Here is a 25,004-nt window from a genome sequence, read left to right as displayed (position 1 = left end):
GGCGCCGCACCCTACCCGCGGGTACGAGCGGGGCCCCGCACCAGCCACTGCCCGGACCGGCCGGACGCCGGGACGCGCATCACCCCGAGCACCGCCGCCAGCAGACCGCCGATGATGTACACGTAGCCGGCGACCGTCGCGGGCACCACCAGATCGCCCTCCGGGCGCTGCAGCGACATCACGAACACCACGATCAGCCACAGGAACGCGGGGATCACCGCGCCCGTCCGGCCACCCATCCCCCAGCCCGCCAGCCGCACCAGCACGAACAGCACCGCGACCAGGACGATCGACGCGACCGGGACGTCGCCGACCGTCCAGTCCTGGACGAACGAACCGACGAGCCCGTACACCGCGCCGAGCGCGGCGAGCATCACGTACGCCAGGGCCGACACGACCGCCTCGGCGGGACTCTCGACCTCGGGCCCGCTCCGGAGCCCGTCCTCGGACTCGGCCGGCACCTCGATCGGGGGCTCGTCGTTCTCCACGGGCGCCAGCGTATCGAGCCGGTCAGTCCGCGTCGTCCGCGAGCCCGGCGAACAGGTCCCGCTCCCGGCGGCCCGGCCCGAGCGGCCCCGGCTCGCCCTCCTGCAGGATGAAGTACTCGGTGCCGAACGCCTGCTGCCCCAGGTTGTTCGACAGCGCGAAGAACGGTCCCACCTGCTCGGGCGCCACGACGATCTGCGTCCGGTGCGCCCGCAGCGCCTCCAGCTTCGCCGGCAGGTACGCCCGCGCGTCCACGACCGTCGTGACCTGGTCGTCCGGGACGCCCGAGCCCAGCTCGTCGAGTCCCGCGACGCGCGCGAACGGCAGCCGCGCCTCCCGCATCACCGCGATCGCCCGCGCCAGCACCGTGCGCGGCGTCGCGTAGGCGTAGAACTTCGCGGCCCGCCACGGCTCGGCCCCGTCCTCGTGCGCCGGATCCGCCGCCAGCTCGAACGCCCGCCACGCCACCCGGTGCGCCTGGATGTGGTCCGGATGCCCGTAGTTGCCGCGCTCGTCGTAGGTGACGATCACGTGCGGCCGTACCTCCCGGACGACCTTCGCCAGCTCCCCGCCCGCCTCGTCCACGTCCGCGCGCCAGAAGCTCCGCGGACGGTCGTTCGCCGCGGTCCCCATCATGCCCGAGTCGCGCCAGCGTCCGGGCCCGCCCAGGTACCGGTGGTCGCTCACCCCGAGGGCCACGCACGCCTCCGCGAGCTCCCCGATCCGGTGCTCGCCGAGACGATCCTCCTTGTCGGGCGCTAGATGGCGAAGGTCCTCCGGGATCACCTCGCCCTCCTCACCGAGCGTGCAGGTGACGAGACAGACGTGGGCGCCCTCGGCGGCGTACTTGGCCATGGTCGCCCCGGTCCCGATGGACTCGTCGTCCGGATGGGCGTGGACGAACAGGATCCGCGGCTCCTTCATGGGTAACGAGCCTACTCAGCCCGCGCCCAACCGGCGATGACCGCCCTCCGTTGGACCCGAATCCACCGATCCGCCACCATCGCGGCGCACGACGCCCCCGCCCGGAACGGATCCGGACGGGGGCGTGTGCGACGTTCGGGGCGGACGGGCACGATGGGGCGACGGGCACGACGTGGAGCGCCGCGCGGACGGCACGGACCGTCCCCCTGCCCGCGAGGCCGTGGCCCGGCCTTCGCCGGGCGTGGCGCCCGTCACTTCACGCGGAGCGCCCGGCGCCGCTGATCAGTTGGGGACGTCGCCGCCGCCACCGCCGCCACCGCCGCCGGTCGGCCCGGGGTCGGTGGGCGTCGTCGGCGGATCGGTCGGCGGGTTGCTCGTCGGTGGGAGGTCGTCGTCATCGTCACCGCCGCCGCCTCCGCCGCCACCGCCGGTCGGCGGGATCTCGGTGGTCGGGGGCGCCTCGGTCGTCGGGGGCGCCTCGGTCGTCGGCGGGGCCTCGGTCGTCGGCGGGGCCTCGGTCGTCGGCTCCTCCTCCGTCGGCTCCTCGGTGGTCGGCGTCTCCGACACCTCCGAGGTCGTCGGCTGCACCGGGAGGTTCGACTCGCCGTCGTCGCCGCCGCGGGTCGACATGAAGACGCCCACGATGACGGCGAGCATCGCGATGACGGCCACGCCCGCGATGATCGGGGCCTTGGAGCGGCGCTCGGGCTCGAAGTCGTCGTAGTCGTCGTAGCGGGCACCGCCGCGGTGCGCGCCGGTGTAGCCGCGCGCGGGCGGAAGGTCGCCGGTGTAGTCGCGGGGCGAGACGTGCTGGGGCCCGTTCCCCATGCCCGCGGCGCCCATCCCCGCGACGCCCATGCCGGCGGCGAGGGTGGAGCCCTCGGCGAGCATCGACGTGGCCTGCGTCGGGTCGTCCATGCGGGTCTGGCCCGCGAGCGGGGTGTTCGGGTTCGCGCCGCCGATGAGGGTCATCATCAGCTGCTGGGCCGTCGGGCGCTGGGTGGGCTCCTTGGCCAGGCAGGCGGAGATCATCCGGTGCAGGTCCTGCGGGACGCCCTCGAGCGACGGGGGCTCGTGCATGACCCGGTTGATCACCGCGACGACCGTGTCGTCGCCGAACGGGGGGCGCCCGGTCGCGGCGAACACCATCGTGGTGGCCCACGCCCAGACGTCCACGGCCTCGGTGAGGGTCGCGCCCGCGACCTGCTCGGGGGCCATGTAGGACGGGGTGCCGATCGCCTTCGTGGCGTTCGTCTGGCCGGTGTCGAGGGCCCGCGCGATGCCGAAGTCGATCACGCGGGGGCCGTCCGGGGCCATGATGACGTTGTGCGGCTTGAAGTCGCGGTGGACGATCCCGGCCTGGTGGATCGCGGTGAGGGCGGTGAGCGTGCCGATCGCGAGCCGTTCGAGCGCGGCGCCGGTGATGGGCCCGCTGTCGGTCACCTGCTTGTACAGCGCGGGGCCGGGGACGTACTCGCTGGCGATGTACGGCTGGTCGCCCGCGACGTCGGCCTCGAGGACCTGCGCGGTGCAGAACCGCGCGACCTGCTTGGCCGCCTGGGCCTCGCGGACGAACCGGTTCCGCGCCGAGGCGTCCGCCGCCAGGTCGGTGCGCAGCAGCTTGATCGCGGCCTGGCTTCCGGAGGCGTCGACGCCCAGGTAGACGACCCCTTGGCCGCCCTCGCCGAGGCGCTGGACCACCTCGTACGAGCCCAGCCGCCGGGGATCTCCCGGCTGCAGCTCCGACATTGACCTCTCCTCACCGCCCGCGACGACAACAAAGTGCTTGGGGAAGCTTTGAGCTTACGCGAGCGCGGACCCGGGCAGGGGTCGTTAACCGCCCACGAGGCGACGACCCGTGATCATAGGGGTCGCGGGGTCCTCGCGCCGTACTTCTCCAACCATCAGGCTGGCAGACTCGATTCCCATGAGCATCAGCTATCCGCGGCAGAGCGCCCGCACCCGACGGTTCTCCCTCGGCGTCCCGCGCGCCTTCCAGATCGCGCCGGACGGGTCGCGCGTGGTCTTCCTGCGCACCCGTGCGGGCGACGACCCGGTCACCTGCCTGTGGACGCTCGACGCGGCGACCGGCGAGGAGCGGCTGGTCGCCGATCCGGCCGCGCTGGACGTGCCCGGCGAGGAGGAGCTGCCGGCGGAGGAGCGGGCGCGCCGGGAACGGGCCCGCGAGCAGGCCGGGGGCATCGTCGGGTACGCCGTCGACCGGGACGTGCGGCGGGCGGTGTTCACGCTCGGCGGGCAGCTCTACGTGGCCGACCTGGACGGCGGGGAGGTGCGCGAGTTGCCGGCGGCGACGCCGGTGTTCGACGCCCGGCCGGACCCGGCCGGGCGGCGGATCGCCTACGTGTCGGGCCGCACGCTGCGGGTGATCGAGATGGACGGGAGCGACGACCGCGCGCTCGTCCGTCCGGAGTCGGAGCAGGTGTCCTACGGGCTCGCGGAGTTCGTGGCGGCCGAGGAGATGGGCCGGATGCGCGGGCACTGGTGGTCGCCGGACGGCGGGACGGTGCTGGCCGCGCGGGTGGACGAGACGCCGGTGCAGCGCTGGCACATCGCCGACCCGGCGAACCCGGACGCGCCGCCCGCGGAGATCGCCTACCCGGCCGCCGGGACGCCGAACGCGCTGGTCTCGCTGGTGCTGCTGAAGGTGGACGGCGGCCGGCTGGCGGTCGCGTGGGACCGCGGCGAGTTCCCGTACGTGGTGAACGCGTCGTGGGACAGGCACGGGCTGCTGATCGTGGTGCAGCCGCGCGACCAGCGGTCCCAGCGGGTGCTGCGGGTCGACCCGTCCAACGGGGAGACGTCGCTGCTGCACAACGAGCACGACGCGGTGTGGACCGAGATCGTGCCGGGGCTGCCCGCGCGGACCGGCGCGGGCGAGCTGGTGTGGGTCACCGAGGACCGGGCGACGGACACGCGGCGGATCACGGTCGCCGGGAAACCGGTGACGCCGGGCGGGCTGCAGGTGCGGTCGGTGCTCGGGGTGGAGGGCGACTCGATCCTGTTCACCGGGTCGGAGGAGCCGACCGAGGTGCATCTGTACTCCCTCGACGGCGGTGATGTGACGAAAATCACAGACGGCCAGGGGGTCTTCGGGGGCGTCCGGTCCGCCGGGGTGACCGTCGTGACGGGCGCGCGGCTGGACCGGCCCGGGTCGGAGATCGAGGTGCGCGGGCCCGCCGGGACGCACCCGATCGTGTCGTTCGCCGAGACCCCGGTGATCACGCCGCGCATCGAGCTGATCCGCGCCGGGGACCGGGAGATCCGCACGGCGGTGCTGCTGCCGACCGGCTGGGAGCCGGAGCACGGGCGCCTGCCGGTCCTGATGGATCCCTACGGCGGCCCGCACGCGCAGCGCGTCCTGGCCGTCCAGCGGGCCTACTGTGAGGCGCAGTGGCTCGCCGACCAGGGCTTCGCCGTCGTCGTCGCGGACGGCCGCGGGACGCCCGGACGCGGGCCGGTCTGGGAACGCGCGGTGCGCGGCGACTTCGTCGAGCCCGTCCTGGAGGACCAGATCACCGCGCTCATCGAGGCGGCCCGGCTGCACCCGGCCGCGTTCGACCTCGACCGGGTCGGGGTCCGCGGCTGGTCGTTCGGCGGCTGGCTCGCGGGACTGGCCGTCCTGAAGCGCCCGGACGTGTTCCACGCGGGCGTCGCGGGCGCGCCCGTCACCGACTGGCGGCTCTACGACACCCACTACACCGAGCGGTACCTGGGCCACCCCGACGAGGAGCCGGAGAGCTACGCGGCGAACTCCCTCGTCGAGATGGCCGGGAAGCTGGAACGCCCGCTGATGATCATCCACGGGCTGGCGGACGACAACGTCGTCGCGGCCCACACGCTGCGGCTGTCGTCGGCGCTGCTGGCCGCGGGCCGCCAGCACACCGTCCTCCCCTTGTCGGGCGTCACGCACATGACCCCGCAGGAGGTCGTCGCGGAGAACCTCCTGCACCTCCAGGTCGACTGGCTCAAGAACGCACTGGCGAGGTAAAGCGCTCAGGAGCTGCGCCAGGACGCCCACAGCGCTGCGTACGAACCGTTCTGTGCGAGCAGCTCGTCGTGGGTTCCGAGCTCGGCGATGTGCCCGTCCTCCACCACCGCGACACGATCGGCGTCGTGCGCGGTGTGGAGGCGGTGCGCGATCGCCACGACCGTCCGGCCGTCCAGTACGGCGGCCAGCGACCGCTCCAGGCGGCGGGCAGCGCGCGGATCGAGCAGCGACGTCGCCTCGTCCAGGACGAGCGTGTGCGGGTCCGCGAGGACCAGCCGGGCCAGCGCGAGCTGCTGCGCCCGCGCCGGGGACGGCGCCGCCGCCGCGCCCGCACCCACCTCGTCGTCCAGCCCCGGCCCGTCCCACTCGACGGCCGCCAGCACGCGCCGCAAGTCGTCGTCGGAGGCGTCCGGGCGGGCCATCACCAGGTTGTCGCGGAGGGTCCCGCGGAACACGTGCTGCTCCTGCGTGACCAGCGCGACGTGCCCGCGCAGGTCGTCCAGCGGCAGCCCGACCAGCGGGACGCCGCCGACCTCGACCGCGCCGGTGCGGGGGCCGTCGATCCCCGCGAGCAGCCGGCCCAGCGTGGACTTCCCGGCGCCGCTCGGCCCGACCACCGCGAGCCGCTCCCCCGGCCGCAGCTCCAGGTCGACGCCGTGCAGCACGTCCCGTTCGTCCCGGTAGGCGTACCGGACGTCGCGTGCCGTGAGGCGCTCGCCGTCCGGGGCGCGGCCGTCCGGCACCCGGTCCGGCGGGACGTCGCCGACGCCCAGCACCCGCGCCAGCGACGCGCCGCCGAGCTGCAGCTCGTCCAGCCAGGCCAGCAGCGTCTCCACCGGCCCGCTCAGCTGCTGCACGTACAGCGTCGCCGCCGTGACCTGCGCGAGCGACGCGTGCCCGTTCATGTACAGCAGGCCGCCGCCGAGCAGCGTCGCCGCGACGGGCAGCACGAACGCGAACTCGATCACGGGGAACAGCACGGTGCGCAGCCGCAGCGTGTACCGCTCGACCTCGAACGCCGCCGCGATGTCGGCGTCCCCGCGCTCCCGCCGCCGGGCCTCCAGGCCCAGCGACTCGACCGTCCGCGCCCCGTGCACCGTCTCGGCGAGCCCGTCGGTGATCCGCGCGTACGCCTCGTTCTCCCGCAGGTAGCCCGCGTGGGCGCGCGGCAGGTACCAGCGGGTCACCGCCCACAGGACCGGGACCGACACCAGGCACGGCAGTGCGACCAGCGGCCCGTTCAGCAGCAGCGCACCGACCGTGAGGCCGCCGACCACGACGGCGATCAGCGTCTCGGGCAGCGCGTACCGGACGGACGTCGCGAGCGTGTCGACGTCGCGCGACGCGCGGGTCACCAGGTCGCCGGTGCCCGCGCGCTCCACCGTCGACAGCGGCAGCCGCAGCACCCGCCCGACGAACTCCTCGCGCAGCTGCGCGAGCACCCGCTCGCCGAGCTTCGCCGACTGCAGGTGCGCGTAGCGCAGCAGCACCCCCTGCACGATCACGAACACCGCGATCGCGATCCCCGCGGTGTCGACGTCCGCGCGCCCGTCCCCGACGTCCTCGACGAGCCCGCCGAGCAGCCGCGGCGCGACGAGCCCCGCGGCCGCCGCGAGCGCGTGCAGCGCCAGCGCCCCCGCGAGGGCCCGCGGATGCCGCATCACCAGCCGCCGCGCGTGCGCCCGCACCCGCGCGGGCGACGCCACCGGCAGGATCTCCGCACTCACGACGGCACCTCCACCCCGTCCGCGGCCCCGTCCGCACCGGCCGGGACATCCGGGACGTCCGCGCCGCTCGCGTCCCCCGCTCCCGTCGCGCCGCCCGCGCCCTTCGCGCCGCCCGCGCCCTTCGCGCCGTCCGCGCCCGTCGGGACGTCCGCGCCGACCGGGACGTCCCCACCGCTCGCATCCCCCGCGCCCGTCCCGCCGCCCGCGCCGGGCGGGACGTCCGCGCCGGGCGGGACGTCCGCGCCGGGCGGGACGTCCGCGCCGGGCGAAGCCCCCTTGCCGGTCGGGGCGGCGGCGCGGGGCGCCGTCCCGGCGGCGGTGCCCGCCGCGGCCTCACCTCGGGACGCGGCGGGCCGCGCGGCGGTGGTGGGCGGGTCTGTGCGGGTGACGGTGGAGGCGTAGCACGGGTCCGCGTCGAGGAGGTCGCGGTGCGCGCCCTCCGCGACGACGCGTCCGTCCAGGACGAACGCGACGTGCGCGGCCCGGTCGAGCATCAGGGGGCTCGTGGTGCACACGACTGTGGTTCGCCCCGCGCGCGCTTGGGTGAGGCGGTCGGCGATGCGTGCCTCGGTGTGCGCGTCCACGGCGCTCGTCGGCTCGACCAGTACGAGGACCTCCGGGTCGGCCGCGAGCGCGCGCGCAAGGCGGAGGCGTTGCTGCTGCCCGCCGGAGAACTCGCGGCCCGCCTCGGCGACGCGCGCGTCCGGGCCGGACGCGGCGACGATGTCGGTCGCGCTCGCCGCCCACAGCGCGGGTTCGAGGTCGACGGGGCCGCGCGCGGGGGTGAGCGCCTCGGTCAGCGTGCCGGCGAACAGCCGGTCCTCGTTGACGGCGACGACGATCCGGTCGCGCAGGCCGCCGAGCTCGTGCAGCGGGACGCCGGCGACGTCGACGCGTCCGGGCGCGTAGCCGCCGAGCCGGTCGGCGATCGCCCGGGCGTCCTCCGGACGGGCGGCCGCGATCGCGGTCAGCCGTCCGGGGCGCACGACCAGTCCCGACGCGACGTCGGTCAGCGCGCCGGGCTCCGCGTGCCGTCCGGCCCGGTCCCCGGCGCGCTCGGGCTCGATGTCGAGGAGCCGCACGACGCGTTCGGCGGCGACCAGCGCACGGGTGATCTTGCCCGCGGCCTCGCCGATGGTCTTCAACGGCGTGACCAGGAAGATCGCGTAACCGTAGAACGAGACGAGCTGGCCCGCGCTGATCGAGCCCTGGACGGCGAAGCGGGCACCGGCCCAGGTCACGAGCGCGATCAGCAGGCCCGGCAGCAGCACCTCGGCGCCGCTCAGCCGGGACTCGGCGCGGGCGGTGGCGATCCCGGCGGCGCGGACGCGCGCGGAATCGGCGGCGTAGCGGCCGGCGAACAGCTCCTCGCCGCCGACGCCGCGCAGCACGCGCAGGCCCGCGACGAGGTCGGTCGCGCGGGTGTTGAGCTCGCCGACCCGTTCGCGGTGCTCCTCCTCGCGCTCCCGGTACGGGCGCAGCAGCGGCGCCGCGAGGACGAGGATCAGCGGGACGCCGACGAGGACGATCAGGCCGAGCGGCGGCGAGATCGCCAGCAGGATCGCGGCGACGGCGACGATCGCGACGACGGCTCCGGTGCCGCGGGAGACGATGTCGAGGGCGTCCCCGATGCCGTCGACGTCGGACATGCCGATGCTGACGACCTCACCGGCGCTCATGCGCTTCTGCAGGGTCGCGCCCAGCCGGGTCGCCTGCCGGGTGACGAGCTGGATCGTCCGGTACGCGGCGGCGAGCCAGTTGGCGACGGCGAACCGGTGGCGGGCGGCGCCCGCGGCGGCCTGCAGCGCCCCGACGGCGGCCAGGACGCCCGACCAGACGGCGAGGGCCCCGGCGTCGCGGGTGGTCACGGCGTCGACGGCGAGCCCGAGCACCGCGGGGATCGCGACGTAACCGAGCATCCACAGGACGCCGAGCGCCGCGCCCGCGGACGCGGTGCGCCACTGCACGCGCAGCAGCCACAGGAGGTATCGGGCGGGAGACCGGTGATCGGGATTGCCTGGATCCTTCTCCGGCAATGGCTTCACGACCGCAGGGTATGCAGGTCGCACCCGGCGAATCGACCGATTTTCCGGCCGTCGGGGCGGGCCGGGACGGTGCGCCCCGTGGTAAGCAGACGCTAAGCTCTCACCGTACGGAGCGGGCTTCCCCAGCGCTCCATGAGCCGGGACCCTGGCGGTTAGGCAAATGCCACCACCCCGGTGCGGTCCTCCGTCCCGCGCGGTGAGCGCGAGGCCTCCGGAGCCGTCCTGCCGTTGCCAGTGCCCGTCGCCGGCCCAACCGTTACGGAAGCTTTGTGAGCACCATCAGTCATCAGACACGCCCCCTCGCCCAGGGGAACGACGAGCGGGTCGAACTGCTCCTCATCGACGACGCGCCGTCCGACGTCCTCATGGTCGAGCGGATGCTGGCCGACAGCGGCCTGGACGCCGACATCACCGTCGCCGCCGACCTGGCGACCGCGCGCCGCCTCCTGACCCGGCGCACCCAGTGCATCGTCGTGGACCTGTCGGCGCCCGGCATCGACGACGTCGCGGGACTGCGCGAGGTCCTGGAGATGTCCCGCACCGCCGCCGTCGTGGTGCTGACCGGCCTGGACGACGCGCACCTCGGGGTGCGGGCCGTCGCCGCCGGCGCCGAGGACTACCTGGTCAAGCAGGAGGTGGACGGGCCGCTGCTGGCCCGCGCCGTGCGCTACTCGATCGAGCGCAAGCGCGCCGAGGAGACCGAGCGGCGGCTGGTCGAGGCGCGGATCCTGCGGCGCGAGAACGCGCGGCTGGAGCGCGGGCTGCTGCCCGTCCCCCTGATCGACGACCCGTCCCTGCGGCACCACACCCGGTACCGGCCGGGACGGCGCCGGGCGCTGCTCGGCGGCGACTTCTACGACACCGTGCAGACCGAGGGCGGCGCCGTCCACCTGATGATCGGGGACGTCTGCGGGCACGGGCCGGACGAGGCGGCGCTCGGCGTCCAGCTGCGGATGGCGTGGCGGACGCTCGTGCTGGCCGGGCACACCGGGGAGCAGCTGCTCGGGATCCTGGACAGCGTCCTCGGGCACGAGCGGCGCAGCGAGGAGATCTTCACCACCCTCTGCATGATCACGATCGCGCCGTCCCGCCGCACCGCGCGGATGCACCTGGCCGGGCATCCGGCGCCGCTGCTGTTCCGCGAGGGCCCGGACGGCTCGTCCGACGTCGCCGCGCTGCCGGACTACGCGCACGGCCCGGCGCTCGGCCTGCTGCCGGGCGCCGAGTGGCCGACGACGGAGATCGACCTCGGCGAGTCGTGGGCGCTGATGCTGTACACCGACGGCCTGATCGAGGGCCGGATCGGTGCGGGCTCGGACCGTCTCGGCACCGACGGCCTGGTGAAGCTGGCGCACGCGGCGCGCGGGACGGGCGCGACCGGACGCGCGCTGATCGACGAGCTCGTCGCCGAGGTCGAGCACCTCAACGAGGACGCCCTCACCGACGACCTGGCCCTTCTGCTGCTGTCCCGGAACGGGTGAAACGGCCCTGACCAGCGAGCCTGGATACGCGTCAACGTCATTTCGGTCACGTTAACGGCGAGTTCCCGAACCGCCTGTGAAGTCTCTCACCAGGCAAGGGACGGTGCCGCGCGCCAAACGCCCGTTCTCCACGCTCGATAGCCCCCGGCTATCGAAATGAGTGCGCTGATGACTTGGAGCTCTGCACCGAGTCGGACATAACGTGCGCGACGTGGCTATAGCGATACCTGCGATCTACCGGTCGACCGTCGGCAAGAAGGCCGTCATGGCCGTGACCGGCGGCATCCTCGTGCTGTTCCTGATCGCGCACATGGTCGGGAACCTGAAGATCTTCTACGGCGCCGAGGACTTCAACCACTACGCGCACTGGCTGCGCACGATCGGTGAGCCCGCCGTGCCGTACCGCACGGTGCTGACGGTGCTCGAGGTCGTCCTCGCCGTCGCGGTGATCCTGCACATGTGGTCGGCGGTGTCGCTCGCCCGCCGCGCGCGCGCCGCGCGGCCCGTCAAGTACGAGTCGAAGAAGAAGTCCCACGCGCAGGGCTACGCCACCCACACGATGCGCTACGGCGGGATCATCATCGCCTTCTACATCGTGTGGCACCTGCTGGACCTGACGTTCTTCGTGGTGAACCCGCTGGGCGCCGACGACACCCCGTACGACCGGATGATCGCGGACTTCGATCCGTCCCGCTGGTACATCACGGTCTGGTACGTCGTCGCCGTCCTGATGGTCGGCCTGCACCTGCACCACGGCATCTGGAGCGCCTTCCAGACCCTCGGCCTGCGCACCCCGCGCAGCCACACCCTCCTGCGGGGCCTCGCCATCGCCGTCTCCGCCGTGGTGACGATCGGCTTCATCTCCGTCCCCGTCTCCATCGCCTTCGGATGGGTGAGCTGAACATGAACGACGAGCTTTACGACATCGGCGACCCGGTCGTCGACGGCAAGGTGCCCGCCGGGCCGATCGAGGACCGCTGGACCACGCGCAAGTTCGAGGCCAAGCAGATCAACCCGGCCAACAAGCGCAAGAAGAAGATCATCATCATCGGCACCGGGCTGGCCGGCGGGTCCGCCGGCGCCACGCTCGGCGAGGCCGGCTACCACGTCCAGCAGTTCTGCTTCCAGGACAGCCCGCGCCGCGCGCACTCCATCGCCGCGCAGGGCGGCATCAACGCCGCCAAGAACTACCGCAACGACGGCGACAGCGTGTACCGGCTGTTCTACGAGACGGTCAAGGGCGGCGACTTCCGGTCCCGCGAGTCGAACGTGTACCGGCTCGCCGACATCTCCCGGAACATCATCGACCAGTGCGTCGCGCAGGGCGTCCCGTTCGCCCGCGAGTACGGCGGCCTGCTCGACAACCGCTCGTTCGGCGGCACCCAGGTGTCCCGGACGTTCTACGCGCGCGGGCAGACGGGCCAGCAGCTGCTCCTCGGCGCCTACCAGGCGCTGATGCGGCAGGTCGAGATGGGCAACGTCGAGCTGTTCCCGCGCCACGAGATGCTCGACCTGATCATGGAGGACGGGCGCGCCCGCGGCGTCGTCGTCCGGAACCTGATCAACGGCGAGGTCAAGAACTACACCGCGGACGCGGTCGTGCTGGCGTCGGGCGGCTACGGCAACGTGTACTTCCTGTCCACGAACGCGATGGGCTCGAACGTCACCGCGTCGTGGCGGGCGCACCGGCACGGCGCCCTGTTCGCCAACCCCTGCTACACGCAGATCCACCCGACCTGCATCCCGGTCAGCGGCGACCACCAGTCGAAGCTGACGCTGATGTCGGAGTCGCTGCGCAACGACGGCCGCGTCTGGGTGCCGAAGAAGGGCGGGGACGACCGGCGCCCCGCCGACATCCCCGAGGACGAGCGCGACTACTACCTCGAGCGCATCTACCCCTCGTTCGGCAACCTGGTCCCCCGCGACATCGCCTCCCGCGCCGCGAAGAACGTGTGCGACGAGGGCCGCGGCGTCGGCCCCGGCGGGCTGGGCGTCTACCTGGACTTCGCGGACGCGATCGGACGGCTCGGCCGCGACAAGGTCGAGGCCAAGTACGGGAACCTGTTCGAGATGTACGAGCGGATCACCGGCGAGAACCCGTACGACACGCCGATGCGCATCTACCCCGCCGTGCACTACACCATGGGCGGCCTGTGGGTGGACTACGACCTGGAGTCCACCGTCCCCGGGCTGTTCGTGATCGGCGAGGCGAACTTCTCCGACCACGGCGCGAACCGCCTCGGCGCGTCCGCCCTGATGCAGGGCCTCGCCGACGGCTACTTCGTGCTGCCGGCCACGATCAACGACTACATCGCCCGCAACGCCCTCCCGCCGGTCGCCGACACCGCGATCGCCGAGGCGGAGGAGCGGGTGAACGGCCGCATCGACAAGCTGCTGTCGATCGACGGTGACCGCTCCGTCGACTCCTTCCACCGCGAGCTCGGCCACATCATGTGGGAGTACTGCGGCATGGAACGCACCGAGGAGGGCCTGCGCAAGGCGCTCGAGCTCATCCCGGCGCTGCGCGAGGAGTTCTGGACGCGCGTCAAGGTCACCGGCAAGGGCGAGGAGCTCAACCAGCAGCTCGAGAAGGCCGGCCGCGTCGCCGACTTCCTCGAGCTGGGCGAGCTGATGGTGATCGACGCCCTGCACCGTTCCGAGTCCTGCGGCGGCCACTTCCGCGCCGAGAGCCAGGACGACGAGGGCGAGGCCAAGCGGGACGACGACGCCTTCGGCTACGTCGCCGCCTGGGGCTGGCAGGGGGAGGGCGCCAGGCCCGTCCTCCGCAAGGAGACCCTCAACTTCGAATACGTCAAGCCGACGCAGAGGTCGTACAAGTAACCATGAAGCTCACACTGCGCGTCTGGCGCCAGAGCGGCCCCCGGGACAAGGGCGGGATGGTCGAGTACAAGCTCGACGACATCTCCCCCGACGCCTCGTTCCTGGAGATGCTCGACGTCCTCAACGAGAAGCTGATCGCCGACGGCGGCGAGCCCGTCGCGTTCGACCACGACTGCCGCGAGGGCATCTGCGGCATGTGCTCCCTGGTCATCAACGGCACGCCGCACGGTCCCGAGCGCAACACCACCACGTGCCAGCTGCACATGCGCAAGTTCCGGGACGGCGAGGTCATCGACGTCGAACCGTGGCGGGCGAAGGCGTTCCCGGTCGTCAAGGACCTGGTCGTCGACCGCTCCGCGTTCGACCGGATCATCCAGTCCGGCGGCTACATCACCGCGCCGACCGGCACCGCGCCCGAGGCGCACGCGGCACCCGTCCCGAAGCCGGACGCCGACGCCGCGTTCGAGGCCGCCGAGTGCATCGGCTGCGGCGCGTGCGTCGCGGCCTGCCCGAACGGCTCGGCCGCACTGTTCCTCGGCGCGAAGATCACCCACCTGGGGCTGATGCCGCAGGGCCAGCCGGAGCGCTGGGACCGGGCCGTGTCCATGCTCGACACCCACGACGGCGAGGGCTTCGGCGGCTGCACCAACACCGGCGAGTGCACCGTCGCCTGCCCGAAGGGCATCGGCCTCGACGTCATCGGGCGCCTCAACGGCGACTACCTGAAGGCGTCCGCGGGCGGCAAGAAGAAGTAAGCCGTCCCCTTCACCAGGCCCCGCCCGGCCGCGGCAACCGGGCGGGGCCTTGTCCACCCAGGGAGGCGACCCCCTGGAACCCCCGTCACGGGCACGACGATCCTCACGTGCTGTTGCAAGACACCGCCTCCCGTGCGGCACTCGCACGCACGCTGCGGTCGCCGTGCCCGGCGCTTCGCGCGACCTCCGGCGCCGGGCGCCTACGGTCGCGCGAAGCGTGCCGCATGCCGAGGTGGGCGGGACCCCTGTCCCAGGGTTCGGCAGTCAGGGCAGAGTCTTCGAGAAGGCCGGTGCGTACCGTCCGGTCCTCGTCGCGGTGAAGGAGACGCGGACACGCGGCTGGGTGCGGCTCCCCGGCGCCGAACCGACCGGCGCGGACGCCGGTCCGCAGGCGACCCGTCCCGTCCGGTAGCCCATCGGGCGCGCATGGCCGGGCGGCGGGCTCAGTCGTGGACGAGGGTTTCGACGCCCTCGGGGAGGCTGCCCGCGAGGCCCGCCTCGACGAGGAACGTCTCGAGGGTGTCCTGGAACGCGCGCGCCGCGTGCGTCGGCTCGACGTCCTTGCGGTGCGCGACCGCGATCGTCCGCAGCAGCCCCTCGCCGTGGTGCCCGCGGCGCGCCGCCTCGTCCAGGACGAGCGGGGTGCCGCGCAGGCCCGGCCGTCCGGCCAGCACCATGCTCGGGACCACCGCGATGCCGAGCCCCACCTCGACGAACCGCAGCACCGCGTCCATCTCGCCGCCCTCGACCGCGAACCGCGGTTCGAAACCGGCCGCGCGGCACGCCCCGATCGTCGCCTCCCGCAGGTCGTAGCCGGGGCGGAACATCACCAGCGGGCGGTTCCGCAGGTCGTCGATGCGCAGGAACGAGCGGCGCGGCAGCGGCGCCGCCCGCCCGCCCGGTTCCGGACCCGCCGGGGACGCCACGACCAGGTACTCGCGCAGTATCGGGGTCGTGTCGAGCGGCGGGTCGCCGTGCAGGGGCAGGATGACCAGCGCCATGTCCAGCTCACCGCGGGTCAGCTGCCGGACGAGGTCGCGCGAACCGCTCTCCTCGACGATCAGCTGGATGCCCGGGTAGGCGTCGTGGAAGCGGCGCAGGACGTCGGCGAGCAGGCCCGCGCACAGCGACGGCGTCGCGCCGAGCCGCACCCGCCCGCGCCGCAGCCCCGCCAGCTCCTGCACCTCGACCCGGGCCGTCTCGACGTCGGCGAGGATCCGCTTGGCCAGCGGCAGCAGCGCCTCCCCGGCGGGCGTCAGGGTGATGTTCCCCCGGGCCCGGCTGAACAGCGACACGTTCAGCTCGCCCTCCAGCGCGCGGATCTGCTTGCTCAGCGACGGCTGCGCCACCCGCAGGAGCTCGGCGGCCTGCGTGAAGTGCCGGACCTCCGCGACCGCGACGAAATAGGCGAGCTGCTGCAACTGCATCCTGCACAGCGTACGGGGCCGCCGTCGGGCCGCCCGCAGGCGGCTAGCGGATGTGCTCGCGGAGCGCCTGCAGGTCGTGGACGATCAGGCGGCGCCGTCCCGTCTCCACCAGGTTCCGCTCGCGCAGGTGCCGCAGCGCCTTGCTGACCGCCTCGCGGGACGCGCCGACCCACCCGGCCAGCTCCTCCTGCGACAGGTTCAGCGTGATCCGGACGCTCTCGCCGCCCGGCTGCCCCGACCCGTACGGGACGCCGAACCGCTCGGCCAGTTCCACGAGCCGGTGCGCCACCCGTCCGGTCGCGTCGTACACCGCGAACTCGGCGCGCTGGCGGTCGGCCTCCCGCCACCGCGAGCAGAGGGTACGCATGATGATGATCGAGACGCGCCCGTTGTCCTCCAGGTACCGCGTGAACTCCCTGGAGGGGATGATGAGCGCCCGCACCGGTTCGAGCGCCTCGACCGTCGCGGACCGGGGGAACCCGTCGATCGCCGCGACCTCGCCGAGCAGCGCGCCGGGTTCGCGCAGCGCCAGCAGCACCTCCCCGCCCTGCTCGAGGTAGGTGAAGACCTTCACCCGTCCCTTCAGCAGGACCGCGACCCACCCGGACCGGTCGCCCTCGACGAACAGCGCCTCCCCGCGTCCGAAGTCACGGACGCGTCCGCGGTCTTCCAGCTCGGCGCGTTCGGCCGGGGTGAGTTCGGCCAGGAACGAACCCGGTTCGAGTGCGCTCATGCCACCACGCTAAGGCGAACGGCCCGAGACCGGTCCCGGGGAAAGAATCACGAATGCATCACACGTTGTGTGTACTTCTCCCTATTCGCGGCATCTGCGATGCGCAAGGGTGGTGCGCGGTGTGCGTGACGGCGTTCGTGGGGAACGGCGATCGGCGGGCGGCGGTGCGGGGGCACGCCGCCCGCCCCGCACCGCCGCTCCGTCGTCACGCGGAGGGCGTGTCCTGGCCCTTCTTGACGATGCCGAGCTTGGACCCGAGCCAGACCACCGGGTCGTACCTGCGCCCGACGACCCGTTCCTTCATCGGGATCAGGGCGTTGTCGGTGATCTTGATGTGCTCGGGGCAGACCTCGGTGCAGCACTTGGTGATGTTGCAGAAGCCGAGGCCGTGGTCCTGCTGGGCGATCTCGCGGCGGTCGGACTGGTCGGCCGGGTGCATCTCGAGTTCAGCGATCCGCATGAGGAAGCGCGGCCCGGCGAAGTCGGGCTTGTTCTCCTCGTGGTCGCGGATGACGTGGCAGACGTTCTGGCACAGGAAGCACTCGATGCACTTGCGGAACTCCTGCGAGCGCTCGACGTCCACCTGCTGCATGCGCAGCTCGCCGGGCTTGGCGTCGCCCGGGTCGAACGACGGGATCTCGCGGGCCTTCTCGTAGTTGTACGACACGTCGGTGACCAGGTCGCGGATGACCGGGAACGTCCGGACGGGCGTGACCGTGATCGTCTCGTCCGGTTCGAAGGTCGACATCCGGGTCATGCACAGCAGCCGCGGCATGCCGTTGATCTCGGCGGAGCAGGACCCGCACTTGCCCGCCTTGCAGTTCCACCGGACGGCCAGGTCCGGGGCCTGCGTGGCCTGCAGGCGGTGGATGATGTCGAGGACGACCTCGCCCTCGTTCACCTCGACCGTGTAGTCGGTGAGCTCGCCCTCGCCCTCGTCGCCGCGCCAGACGCGGAACTTCGCCTCGTAGCTCATCCGTCGCCCTCCTCGCCGTGTTCGGCCTTCTCGTCCGCCTTGTGGTCGGCCTTGCCGTCCGCCTTGTCCGCGTCCGGCCCGGCCGCGCCCGGCGCGGTGGCACCGGCGGGCAGTTCCTCGCCGGTCAGGTACTTCTTGAGCTCGTCGGTCTCGAAGAGCCCGAGCAGGTCCGCGCGCATCGGCGGCATCGGCTGCCGGGTCAGCTCGACGTGCGGGTCGGCGGGGTCGCCGGCCAGGCGGCAGACGAGGTTGACCTTCCGCCAGTCCGCCGACATCTGCGGGTAGTCGTCGCGGGTGTGGCCGCCGCGGCTCTCCTGCCGTTCGAGGGCCGCCTTCGCGACGGCCTCCGAGACCAGCAGCATGTTGTGCAGGTCGAGGGCGAGGTGCCAGCCGGGGTGGTAGCCGCGGCCGTCGTGCACCGCGACCGGTTCGACGGAGACGCGGGCGACGCGCTCGCGGAGTCCCTGCAGGGCCTCGATCGCCCGCTGCAGCTCCTCCTCCCTGCGGATGATGCCGACCAGCTCGTTCATCGTGGTCTGCAGCTCGGCGTGGACGGTGTAGGGGTTCTCGCCGCCCTCGCGCTCGAACGGCGCGAGCGCCTCCGCGGTGGCCGCGTCCACGACCTCGTCCGACGCGGTGGGCCGGGCGTCGAGCGCGTCGACGTACTCGGACGCGCCGAGGCCCGCGCGGCGCCCGAACACCAGCAGGTCCGACAGCGAGTTGCCGCCGAGCCGGTTCGAGCCGTGCATGCCGCCCGCGACCTCGCCGGCGGCGAACAGGCCGGGCACGTTCGCGGCGGCGGTGTCGGGCTCGACCTCGACGCCGCCCATCACGTAGTGGCAGGTCGGCCCGACCTCCATCGGCTCCTTGGTGATGTCGACGTCCGCCAGCTCCTTGAACTGGTGGTGCATCGACGGCAGCCGCCGGACGATCTCCGCGGCGCCGCCCGGCATCCGGTCGACGACCGTGAGGAACACGCCGCCGTGCGGCGAGCCCCGGCCGGCCTTCACCTCTGAGTTGATCGCGCGGGCGACCTCGTCGCGCGGCAGCAGCTCGGGGGGACGCCGGTTGTTCTCAGGGTCGTCGTACCAGCGGTCGCCCTCCTCCGGGGAGGTGGCGTACTGGTCCTTGAAGACCTCCGGGATGTAGTCGAACATGAAGCGCTTGTCATCGGAGTTCTTCAGGATGCCGCGGTCGCCGCGCACCGACTCGGTGACGAGGATGCCCTTCACGGACGGGGGCCAGACCATCCCGGTGGGGTGGAACTGGACGAACTCCATGTTCAGCAGCGTCGCGCCCGCCTGCAGGGCGAGCGAGTGGCCGTCCCCGGTGTACTCCCACGAGTTCGACGTGACCTTGAACGCCTTGCCGATCCCGCCGGTCGCCAGGACGACGGCCGGGGCCTCGAACACCACGAACTTGCCGGTCTCGCGGACGTACCCGAACGCGCCGCAGATCCGGTCGCCGTCCTTGAGCAGCCGCGTGATCGTCGTCTCGGACCACACCTTGAGGCGCGCCTCGTAGTCGCCGTGCTCGGCGCGGTCCTCCTGCTGGAGCGCGACGATCTTCTGCTGGGCCGTGCGGATCAGCTCCAGGCCCGTCCGGTCGCCGACGTGCGCCAGCCGCGGGTACTCGTGCCCGCCGAAGTTCCGCTGGCTGATCTTGCCTTCCTTGGTGCGGTCGAACAGCGCGCCCCACAGCTCGAGTTCCCAGATGCGGTCCGGGGCCTCCTTGGCGTGCAGCTCGGCCATCCGCCAGCTGTTCAGGAACTTCCCGCCGCGCATCGTGTCGCGGAAGTGCACCTGCCAGTTGTCGTTGGCGTTGACGTTGCCCATCGCGGCCGCCGCGCCGCCCTCGGCCATCACGGTGTGCGCCTTGCCGAACAGCGACTTGGAGATGATCGCCGTCTTCTTGCCCTGGAGGCGAGCCTCGATCGCCGCGCGCAGCCCGGCGCCGCCGGCACCGATCACCACGACGTCGTACGAGTGCCTCTCGATCTCAGTCATGATTCCTTGGCCTTCAGTTGAAGATGCGCAGGTCGGAGATGGTCTCGCTGGCCACGAGCATCACGTAGACGTCGGCGACGACCAGGGAGCCCAGCGTGATCAGCGCGTACATCCCGTGCTTCTCGTTGATCTTGGAGACCCAGCCCCACATCCGGTACCGCACCGGGTGCTTCGAGAAGTTCTTCAGCCGGCCGCCCACGATGTGCCGGCAGGAGTGGCACGACAGCGTGTACAGCCAGAGCAGGATCACGTTCGCCCAGAGGATGACCGTGCCGAGGCCGATCCCGAATCCGCCGTCCTTACCGTGGAAGGCGAGGATCGCGTCCCAGGTGTTGATGAGGGAGATGAGCACCGCGGCGATCCAGAAGTAGCGGTGCAGGTTCTGCGCGATCAGCGGGAAGCGCCGCTCCCCGGTGTACTTGCCGTGCGGCTCGCGGACGCCGCAGGCCTGCGGGGCCGCCCAGAACGACCGGTAGTAGGCCTTCCGGTAGTAGTAGCAGGTCAGCCGGAACAGCAGCAGGAACGGCAGGGAGATCACCGCGAACGGGATCCAGCCGCGGGTGCCGGCCGGGAGGAACGTCCCGAACTCCGCCGCGCTGCCCGTGTGCCCGTTCACCGTCACGTCGCCGCAGATCTCGTTGAAGCACGGCGAGAAGAACGGCGACAGGTAGTGGAACTCCGGCACGAAGAAGGCCGCGCCCCAGAAGGCCCGGATCGTCGCGTACACCACCCACGCCGTGAAGATCACGAACGTGGTGATGGGATAGAGCCGCCAGTTGTCCTTCCGGAGCGTGCGTTCCTTGATCTGGGCGCGGGATTTGGCCGGCGCCTCCAGTGTGCTCATCGATCGCTCTCCTGAGCCTCGGGTCGTGTGATCCCCGTACCACGGGCCGCGCGCACCATGCGGCTCTCGCGCCGCGGCCGTAGACCGTGCCGCATGCGGGCGGTGACGCCCCGTGCGCGCTTCCAGCGAAGCGACCTTACGCCACTCGCGCGGACCTGTGACATACATAACAGGCGGACCCGCATGTGACCCTGACCACAGACTTTAGCCGCTCAAACGGTCTCCGGCACGGCCGGAGAACCATAAGCAGTCGTTATGGCGACGGGGAATCGAGACGAGCACGAGAAGGCATGACGGGACGCTCGCGCACGACGGCCCTATCGGTTTCGCCGCGCGTTACGAGAGCCCCGCCCGCAGCACCGTCCGGGCGAAGTGCGCCTCGGCCTCGCTCGTCCGGCCCGTCCCGTACACGCGGAGCGCCGCCGCGAGATCGGGAAACCGGTCGGCGAGCAGCGCGGCGGGAGTCGTGACTCAGCCGCCCGGCGCTCCCGGCGGGGCGCCGAGGTGGTCGAAGATTTGCAGCGCCTCGCCGTCCAGGGCACGCGCGGGCAGCTCCGGCTCCAGCCCGCACATGCCGAGGGCCCGCCGGGCCGCGGCGGCGTCCGGCGGGCGCCGCCCGGGATCGGGATCGCACAGGCACGCGATCACCGACCGCAGGCCGGGCGGCGACCCGGGCGGCGGCGGCCCGCCCACCCGCTGCCGCGGCTCCGGTTCGCCCGCGCCCGTCAGCATCCGCCACCCGACCATCCCGGCCGCGTACAGGTCCTGGAGCGGGCCGGGGCGGTTCCGGTCGAGGACCTCCGGTGCCAGGTAACCGGGGGTGCCGACGGCGAACCCGGTCGTGGTGACGCGCGTCCCGTCGGCCTCGAGCGCGATCCCGAAGTCGGCGAGCCGGACGTGCGGGGCGCCCACCGGGCTCGGCTCCAGCAGGAGGTTCGCCGGCTTCACGTCGCGGTGCACCACACCCGCCGCGTGAACATGGCTCAGCGCCGCGAGCAGCTGGTCCAGGATCTCGGCCGCGTAGGCGGGCGGCAGCCGCCCGTAGTCCCCGAGGAGCGTCTGCAGGGACCCGCCGCGCACCAGGTTCATCGCGAGCAGCACGTCGTCGTCGGTCGAGCAGGACGCGTAGGGCGTCAGGACGTGCGGATGCGCGAGCCGCAGCGCCTGCTCCCGGATGGCGCGCAGCACCGACGTCGGCCCCCGCCGCCGCACGAGCTTCGCCGCGCAGTACCGTCCGTCCGCGTGGTCGTAGGCCCTCCAGACACGGCCCGTCCCGCCCTCCCCGATCCGGTCCAGCATCGTGAACCGGCCACCGATCGCCCACCCCGTGCTCACGGTGCGATGGCACGGAAACCACCCACGTGCCTCTATTCGGGCGTACTTGTCAACAGATCGCGACTTCTGCGCATCTAATAAGGAGAGTCAGGCGATCACCCCGCGCCCCTTCCGGTTCGTAGACTGACGAGCCGCACCGACCGCGCCCCAAGAGGGCCTGCCGAGACGGGACCGATGAGCGACACACACCGTTTCACGAACGGCTGCGCGCACCGATGACCGAAAAGCCCCCGACAGGCCCCGAGCCGCGCCGCGACGACCTCGCGGAAGCCGCCGACGACACCTCCCCGAAGCGTCCGGACGACGCGGCGGACGACGCTCCGGACGCGGACGCGGACGCTGACGCGCGCGACCGCGCCGACGAGCCGTCCGATGGCGTCGAGGGAGAGGCCCCCGACGACGTCGAGGCGCCGCGGGACCGTGCCAACGAAGACGACGCGAAGGACGAGGGCATCGTCCGCTTCACGCCTCCGGAAGGAGCGCCCTCCGCGGAGCACGACGCCGCCCGGCGCTCCCGCCGCCGGAAGATCCTTCGCCGGACGGCGATCGGCTTGGTGGCCGCCCTCGTGGCCGGAAGCGGGGGCGCGTACTGGCTGTACCGCGACCTGATCGGCGGGATCGACCAGAAGGACGTGGGCTCGCAGCTGGGCGCGAACCGTCCGCAGAAGCTCAACGAGTCGCTCAACATCCTGCTGCTGGGGTCCGACACCCGCGAGGGCGACAACGCCGAGTACGCGGTGCCGGGGATGGCCGGGGCGCGCTCGGACACGACGATCCTGCTGCACCTGTCGCCGAACCGGGACCAGGCGGTCGCGATGAGCTTCCCCCGCGACTCGATGGTGAAGATCCCCGAGTGCGAGAAGGAGAACGGCGACAAGGTATCCGCGCGGTTCGGGATGCTGAACAGCGCGTTCTCCTACGCGGGGCCGACCTGCACGTGGAAGACGCTGGAGTCGCTCACCGGCGTCCACATCGACCACTTCGTCCAGATCGACTTCTCCGGGTTCAAGCGGATGGTGGACGCGCTGGGCGGCGTGGAGATCTGCGTCGAGCGCCCCGTGAACGACCCGCGCGCGGAGCTCTACCTGGAAGCCGGGAAGCAGACGGTCAAGGGCGACAAGGCCCTCGGTTACGTCCGCGCGCGCTACTCGCTGGGCAACGGTTCGGACCTCGGGCGGATCGAGCGCCAGCAGGAGTTCATGGGCGCCGTCGTGGACAAGGCGCTGAGCTCCGACGTCCTCACCGACCCCGCCCGGACCTACGACTTCCTCAAGGCCGCCACGGACTCGATCACCACCGACGACGAGTTCGGCCTGGCGGACATGCGCAAGCTCGCGGAGGGGCTGCGGGGCATGAGCGCCGGGCAGGTCCGGTTCGTCACCGTCCCGGTCGAGGGCTACAAGCCCGACCCGAACCGGGTCCAGTGGAACGACGAACTGGCCGCCCCGATGTTCGAGGCGATCCGGCACGACGACAAGCTGCCCGCCGCGCCGGCCGCGCCGGTGAACGCCGAACCGGCACCGAAACCGAAGGACGTGAAGATCACCGTCGTGTCCGCCGGGGCGAAGGACAAGGCCGTCGACCGGATCGTCCAGCAGCTCGAGCGGCGCGGATTCACGGTGGCCGGCGACGTCGAGAAGGCATCGGACGCCCCCGACAGCCGCATCGTGTTCGCACCGTCCGCCGAAGGGCACGCGTCCGTCCTCGCACGGGACGTCCCGGCCGCCCTGCTCTCCCCGGACGGCGCGGCGCCGGAGGACGGCGTGCGGCTCGTGATCGGAACGAAGGGGCTGAAGCTCGCACCGCCCGCCATCCAGAACATCGGGAAGAAGGCCGAGTCCGGCAAGAAGCTCTGCGACTAGGCGGAAGGCGGCTACCCCAGGACGGCGGCGCCGAGCGCCCCGGCCAGCATGTAGGGGCCGTAGGCGAACTCCCGCCGGACCCTCCGGCGGGCGATCATGACGCCGAGGTTCAGCACGCCGCCGAGCAGGTACGTCAGCAGGAGCGCCGCGAGCCAGGTCTCCAGCCCGAACCAGCCGAGGCAGAGGCCGAGGACGCCCGCGAGCTTCACGTCCCCGAGTCCCAGCCAGGACGGATTCACGAACGCCGGCACCGCGTACAGCAGGAACAGGCCGGCCATCCCGAGGAGCGCGTGCGCGAACTGGCGCGGCCCGTCCTCGGTGAAGGGCACCGCGGCGGCGAGCAGGATCGGGAGGACGGCGTAGGACGGGAGCGTGAACGCGTCCGGCAGCCGTTTGACCTGGACGTCGATGAACGCGAGCAGCGTGCCGACCATCGCCGTGTAGAGGAGTGCGGGCAGGACGGGGGCCGGCCCGACGGCGAATCCGAGCACTCCGAACACCAGGGCGGTGACCGCTCCGACGGCCGTCCGGTCGCGTGCGGACACGTCGCCGACGTAGGGCTCGGCGAGCGGCGCGACGAGCATGCCGGTGACGAACCCCAGCGGGAGCAACGCCAACGCGACCATCGAACCTCGCCCTGATCCGCCGAGTGGAGCCCCCGGAACGATAACCGAACGGCCCGGACGGACGGGGCCCGTTCGCGCACCCCCCGCCTTCGACGATCGACGGCCGCGGTTCCGAAACGGCGCCCGCGAGACGCCCTCCCCTCACCGCGCGGTGACAGTACTGACCCGTCGACGCACGAACGTGTCGTCCCGGCGGCCATGACGCGGTCACGAAGGCCGTGCTGAACGGGCTCGTGCATCGCCGGTCGGCGCGGGTCGGTGACGGCGCGGGACGGCGCGCAGGCCTTAGAGTCTCCCTGTAGGCGGCTCAACACTGGAGACGACGGCGATGACGCACCCCTCGGACCCCGGCCAGCCAGCGCGCCCGCCCGCGGGCGGGCAGCCTCCGGGAGGGCCGTACGGTCCGCCGCCACCACCGCATCCCCAGCAGCAGCAACCGCAGCGCCCCGGCACCGGCCCGATCCCGGTCCCGAACCCGCGTCCCCCGGCCGCCCCGCCGGGCCAGGGACACGGCCAGGCCCCGCAGCACCCCAACCAGACGGGCCCAGGCCCCTACGCGACCGGCCCACAGCCCCAGGTACCGCCGCAGCAGGGCTGGGTTCCGCCTGAGCGCACGGAAAAGGGCCTGGTGGGGTCGTTGTTCGACACGAACTTCAATTCCCTGGTGACGCCGAAGCTCATCAAGGCCTTTTACACCCTGTCGCTCGTGCTGATCAGCGTGTCCGCACTGATCGTCGTGGCGATCGGGATCTGGGTCTTCCAGTTGCGCAACGGCTGGCTGGTCGGCTTGTTGATCATGTGCAGCGCGCCGATCGTGTGGCTCTTCGAGGCCATGCTCTTCCGCATTTTCATGGAAGCGATCATGGTCCGCTTCAAGAGCACCGAATATCTGCGGGTCATCAAGGACAAGAGCTAGCCGGGGCTGTC

General features: G+C 72.5%; 19 protein-coding genes. 7 read left to right on the top strand and 12 right to left on the bottom strand.

Translation table 11 applies throughout. The annotated features are described in order from the left end of the window. Positions 1-11: 11 nt before the first annotated feature. The 3 genes from F7P10_RS30840 to F7P10_RS30830 all read right to left on the bottom strand — a co-directional run bounded on the left by F7P10_RS30840 (position 12) and on the right by F7P10_RS30830 (position 3,159). Positions 12-488, bottom strand: coding sequence for a DUF6113 family protein (locus F7P10_RS30840; RefSeq protein ID WP_151014638.1), 477 nt, complete (start codon positions 486-488; stop codon positions 12-14). A 22-nt stretch (positions 489-510) separates the two neighbouring features. Then, a complete protein-coding gene (gene mshB, locus F7P10_RS30835; protein WP_151014635.1) occupies positions 511-1,410 on the bottom strand; it encodes an N-acetyl-1-D-myo-inositol-2-amino-2-deoxy-alpha-D-glucopyranoside deacetylase in 900 nt (299 codons plus the stop codon). A gap of 282 nt (positions 1,411-1,692) precedes the next feature. Continuing rightward, positions 1,693-3,159 (bottom strand): serine/threonine-protein kinase, encoded by a 1,467-nt coding sequence (locus F7P10_RS30830; protein WP_151014632.1) that lies wholly within the window; start codon positions 3,157-3,159, stop codon positions 1,693-1,695. A 178-nt stretch (positions 3,160-3,337) separates the two neighbouring features. Here F7P10_RS30830 and F7P10_RS30825 point away from each other — a divergent pair, with 178 nt between their 5' ends. Beyond that, a complete protein-coding gene (locus F7P10_RS30825; protein WP_151014630.1) occupies positions 3,338-5,419 on the top strand; it encodes a prolyl oligopeptidase family serine peptidase in 2,082 nt (693 codons plus the stop codon). Positions 5,420-5,424: 5 nt separating this feature from the next. Here F7P10_RS30825 and F7P10_RS30820 read toward each other — a convergent pair whose 3' ends face one another. Further along, entirely contained in the window at positions 5,425-7,146 is a 1,722-nt protein-coding gene (locus F7P10_RS30820; protein ID WP_218040196.1) for an ABC transporter ATP-binding protein, read from the bottom strand. Then, positions 7,143-9,191, bottom strand: a complete 2,049-nt coding sequence (locus tag F7P10_RS30815) for an ABC transporter ATP-binding protein (protein WP_151014628.1) — start codon at positions 9,189-9,191, stop codon at positions 7,143-7,145. The genes F7P10_RS30820 and F7P10_RS30815 overlap by 4 nt, the downstream gene beginning before the upstream one ends. A gap of 269 nt (positions 9,192-9,460) precedes the next feature. On the opposite strand from F7P10_RS30815, the gene F7P10_RS30810 reads away from it, so the two are divergent. The 4 genes from F7P10_RS30810 to F7P10_RS30795 all read left to right on the top strand — a co-directional run bounded on the left by F7P10_RS30810 (position 9,461) and on the right by F7P10_RS30795 (position 14,268). Beyond that, the gene (locus tag F7P10_RS30810; protein ID WP_151014626.1) at positions 9,461-10,672 is read left to right on the top strand and encodes a PP2C family protein-serine/threonine phosphatase; all 1,212 of its coding nucleotides are present in this window, start codon (positions 9,461-9,463) and stop codon (positions 10,670-10,672) included. Positions 10,673-10,883: 211 nt separating this feature from the next. After that, the gene (locus F7P10_RS30805; RefSeq protein WP_151014624.1) at positions 10,884-11,573 is read left to right on the top strand and encodes a succinate dehydrogenase cytochrome b subunit; all 690 of its coding nucleotides are present in this window, start codon (positions 10,884-10,886) and stop codon (positions 11,571-11,573) included. Positions 11,574-11,575: 2 nt separating this feature from the next. Further along, positions 11,576-13,513 (top strand): fumarate reductase/succinate dehydrogenase flavoprotein subunit, encoded by a 1,938-nt coding sequence (locus F7P10_RS30800; RefSeq protein ID WP_151014622.1) that lies wholly within the window; start codon positions 11,576-11,578, stop codon positions 13,511-13,513. A 2-nt stretch (positions 13,514-13,515) separates the two neighbouring features. Continuing rightward, the gene (locus F7P10_RS30795) at positions 13,516-14,268 is read left to right on the top strand and encodes a succinate dehydrogenase/fumarate reductase iron-sulfur subunit (protein WP_151014620.1); all 753 of its coding nucleotides are present in this window, start codon (positions 13,516-13,518) and stop codon (positions 14,266-14,268) included. A 443-nt stretch (positions 14,269-14,711) separates the two neighbouring features. Here F7P10_RS30795 and F7P10_RS30790 read toward each other — a convergent pair whose 3' ends face one another. The 6 genes from F7P10_RS30790 to F7P10_RS30765 form a co-directional block, all read right to left on the bottom strand. Then, positions 14,712-15,695: a LysR family transcriptional regulator gene (locus F7P10_RS30790; protein ID WP_151014618.1), complete on the bottom strand. Its 984-nt coding sequence runs from the start codon at positions 15,693-15,695 to the stop codon at positions 14,712-14,714. 43 nt (positions 15,696-15,738) lie between these two features. Continuing rightward, complete coding sequence (locus tag F7P10_RS30785) at positions 15,739-16,428, bottom strand: Crp/Fnr family transcriptional regulator (RefSeq protein ID WP_151014616.1); 690 nt, start codon at positions 16,426-16,428, stop codon at positions 15,739-15,741. Positions 16,429-16,633: 205 nt separating this feature from the next. Continuing rightward, a complete protein-coding gene (locus tag F7P10_RS30780; RefSeq protein WP_151014614.1) occupies positions 16,634-17,404 on the bottom strand; it encodes a succinate dehydrogenase/fumarate reductase iron-sulfur subunit in 771 nt (256 codons plus the stop codon). Beyond that, positions 17,401-19,410, bottom strand: coding sequence for a fumarate reductase/succinate dehydrogenase flavoprotein subunit (locus tag F7P10_RS30775; protein ID WP_151014612.1), 2,010 nt, complete (start codon positions 19,408-19,410; stop codon positions 17,401-17,403). Before F7P10_RS30775 ends, F7P10_RS30780 begins: the two co-directional genes overlap by 4 nt. A 13-nt stretch (positions 19,411-19,423) precedes the next feature. Next, positions 19,424-20,254 carry a hypothetical protein gene (locus F7P10_RS30770; RefSeq protein WP_151014610.1) on the bottom strand — a complete coding sequence of 277 codons (831 nt, stop codon included), beginning with the start codon at positions 20,252-20,254 and terminating at the stop codon, positions 19,424-19,426. Positions 20,255-20,725: 471 nt separating this feature from the next. After that, positions 20,726-21,589 carry a serine/threonine-protein kinase gene (locus tag F7P10_RS30765; RefSeq protein ID WP_151014608.1) on the bottom strand — a complete coding sequence of 288 codons (864 nt, stop codon included), beginning with the start codon at positions 21,587-21,589 and terminating at the stop codon, positions 20,726-20,728. Positions 21,590-21,804: 215 nt separating this feature from the next. On the opposite strand from F7P10_RS30765, the gene F7P10_RS30760 reads away from it, so the two are divergent. Further along, positions 21,805-23,451, top strand: coding sequence for an LCP family protein (locus F7P10_RS30760; RefSeq protein ID WP_151014606.1), 1,647 nt, complete (start codon positions 21,805-21,807; stop codon positions 23,449-23,451). An 11-nt stretch (positions 23,452-23,462) separates the two neighbouring features. Here the strand turns inward: F7P10_RS30760 and F7P10_RS30755 are convergent, their stop codons facing one another. Continuing rightward, positions 23,463-24,068: an A24 family peptidase gene (locus F7P10_RS30755; RefSeq protein WP_176611724.1), complete on the bottom strand. Its 606-nt coding sequence runs from the start codon at positions 24,066-24,068 to the stop codon at positions 23,463-23,465. Positions 24,069-24,405: 337 nt separating this feature from the next. On the opposite strand from F7P10_RS30755, the gene F7P10_RS30750 reads away from it, so the two are divergent. Then, the gene (locus F7P10_RS30750) at positions 24,406-24,993 is read left to right on the top strand and encodes a DUF4282 domain-containing protein (protein WP_151014603.1); all 588 of its coding nucleotides are present in this window, start codon (positions 24,406-24,408) and stop codon (positions 24,991-24,993) included. Positions 24,994-25,004 lie beyond the last annotated feature (11 nt).

This window comes from Actinomadura sp. WMMB 499 (assembly GCF_008824145.1).
GTDB lineage: Bacteria > Actinomycetota > Actinomycetes > Streptosporangiales > Streptosporangiaceae > Spirillospora.
This window is presented reverse-complemented; position numbering and strand designations above follow the sequence as displayed.

Excerpts from the sequence above, each read along its gene's own strand:
- mshB (WP_151014635.1), bottom strand. The coding sequence starts at position 1,410 with ATGAAGGAGCCGCGGATCCTGTTCGTCCACGCCCATCCGGACGACGAG.
- F7P10_RS30830 (WP_151014632.1), bottom strand. The coding sequence starts at position 3,159 with ATGTCGGAGCTGCAGCCGGGAGATCCCCGGCGGCTGGGCTCGTACGAG.
- F7P10_RS30825 (WP_151014630.1), top strand. The coding sequence starts at position 3,338 with ATGAGCATCAGCTATCCGCGGCAGAGCGCCCGCACCCGACGGTTCTCC.
- F7P10_RS30800 (WP_151014622.1), top strand. The coding sequence starts at position 11,576 with ATGAACGACGAGCTTTACGACATCGGCGACCCGGTCGTCGACGGCAAG.
- F7P10_RS30795 (WP_151014620.1), top strand. The coding sequence starts at position 13,516 with ATGAAGCTCACACTGCGCGTCTGGCGCCAGAGCGGCCCCCGGGACAAG.
- F7P10_RS30790 (WP_151014618.1), bottom strand. The coding sequence starts at position 15,695 with ATGCAGTTGCAGCAGCTCGCCTATTTCGTCGCGGTCGCGGAGGTCCGG.
- F7P10_RS30785 (WP_151014616.1), bottom strand. The coding sequence starts at position 16,428 with ATGAGCGCACTCGAACCGGGTTCGTTCCTGGCCGAACTCACCCCGGCC.
- F7P10_RS30780 (WP_151014614.1), bottom strand. The coding sequence starts at position 17,404 with ATGAGCTACGAGGCGAAGTTCCGCGTCTGGCGCGGCGACGAGGGCGAG.
- F7P10_RS30775 (WP_151014612.1), bottom strand. The coding sequence starts at position 19,410 with ATGACTGAGATCGAGAGGCACTCGTACGACGTCGTGGTGATCGGTGCC.
- F7P10_RS30770 (WP_151014610.1), bottom strand. The coding sequence starts at position 20,254 with ATGAGCACACTGGAGGCGCCGGCCAAATCCCGCGCCCAGATCAAGGAA.
- F7P10_RS30760 (WP_151014606.1), top strand. The coding sequence starts at position 21,805 with ATGACCGAAAAGCCCCCGACAGGCCCCGAGCCGCGCCGCGACGACCTC.
- F7P10_RS30750 (WP_151014603.1), top strand. The coding sequence starts at position 24,406 with ATGACGCACCCCTCGGACCCCGGCCAGCCAGCGCGCCCGCCCGCGGGC.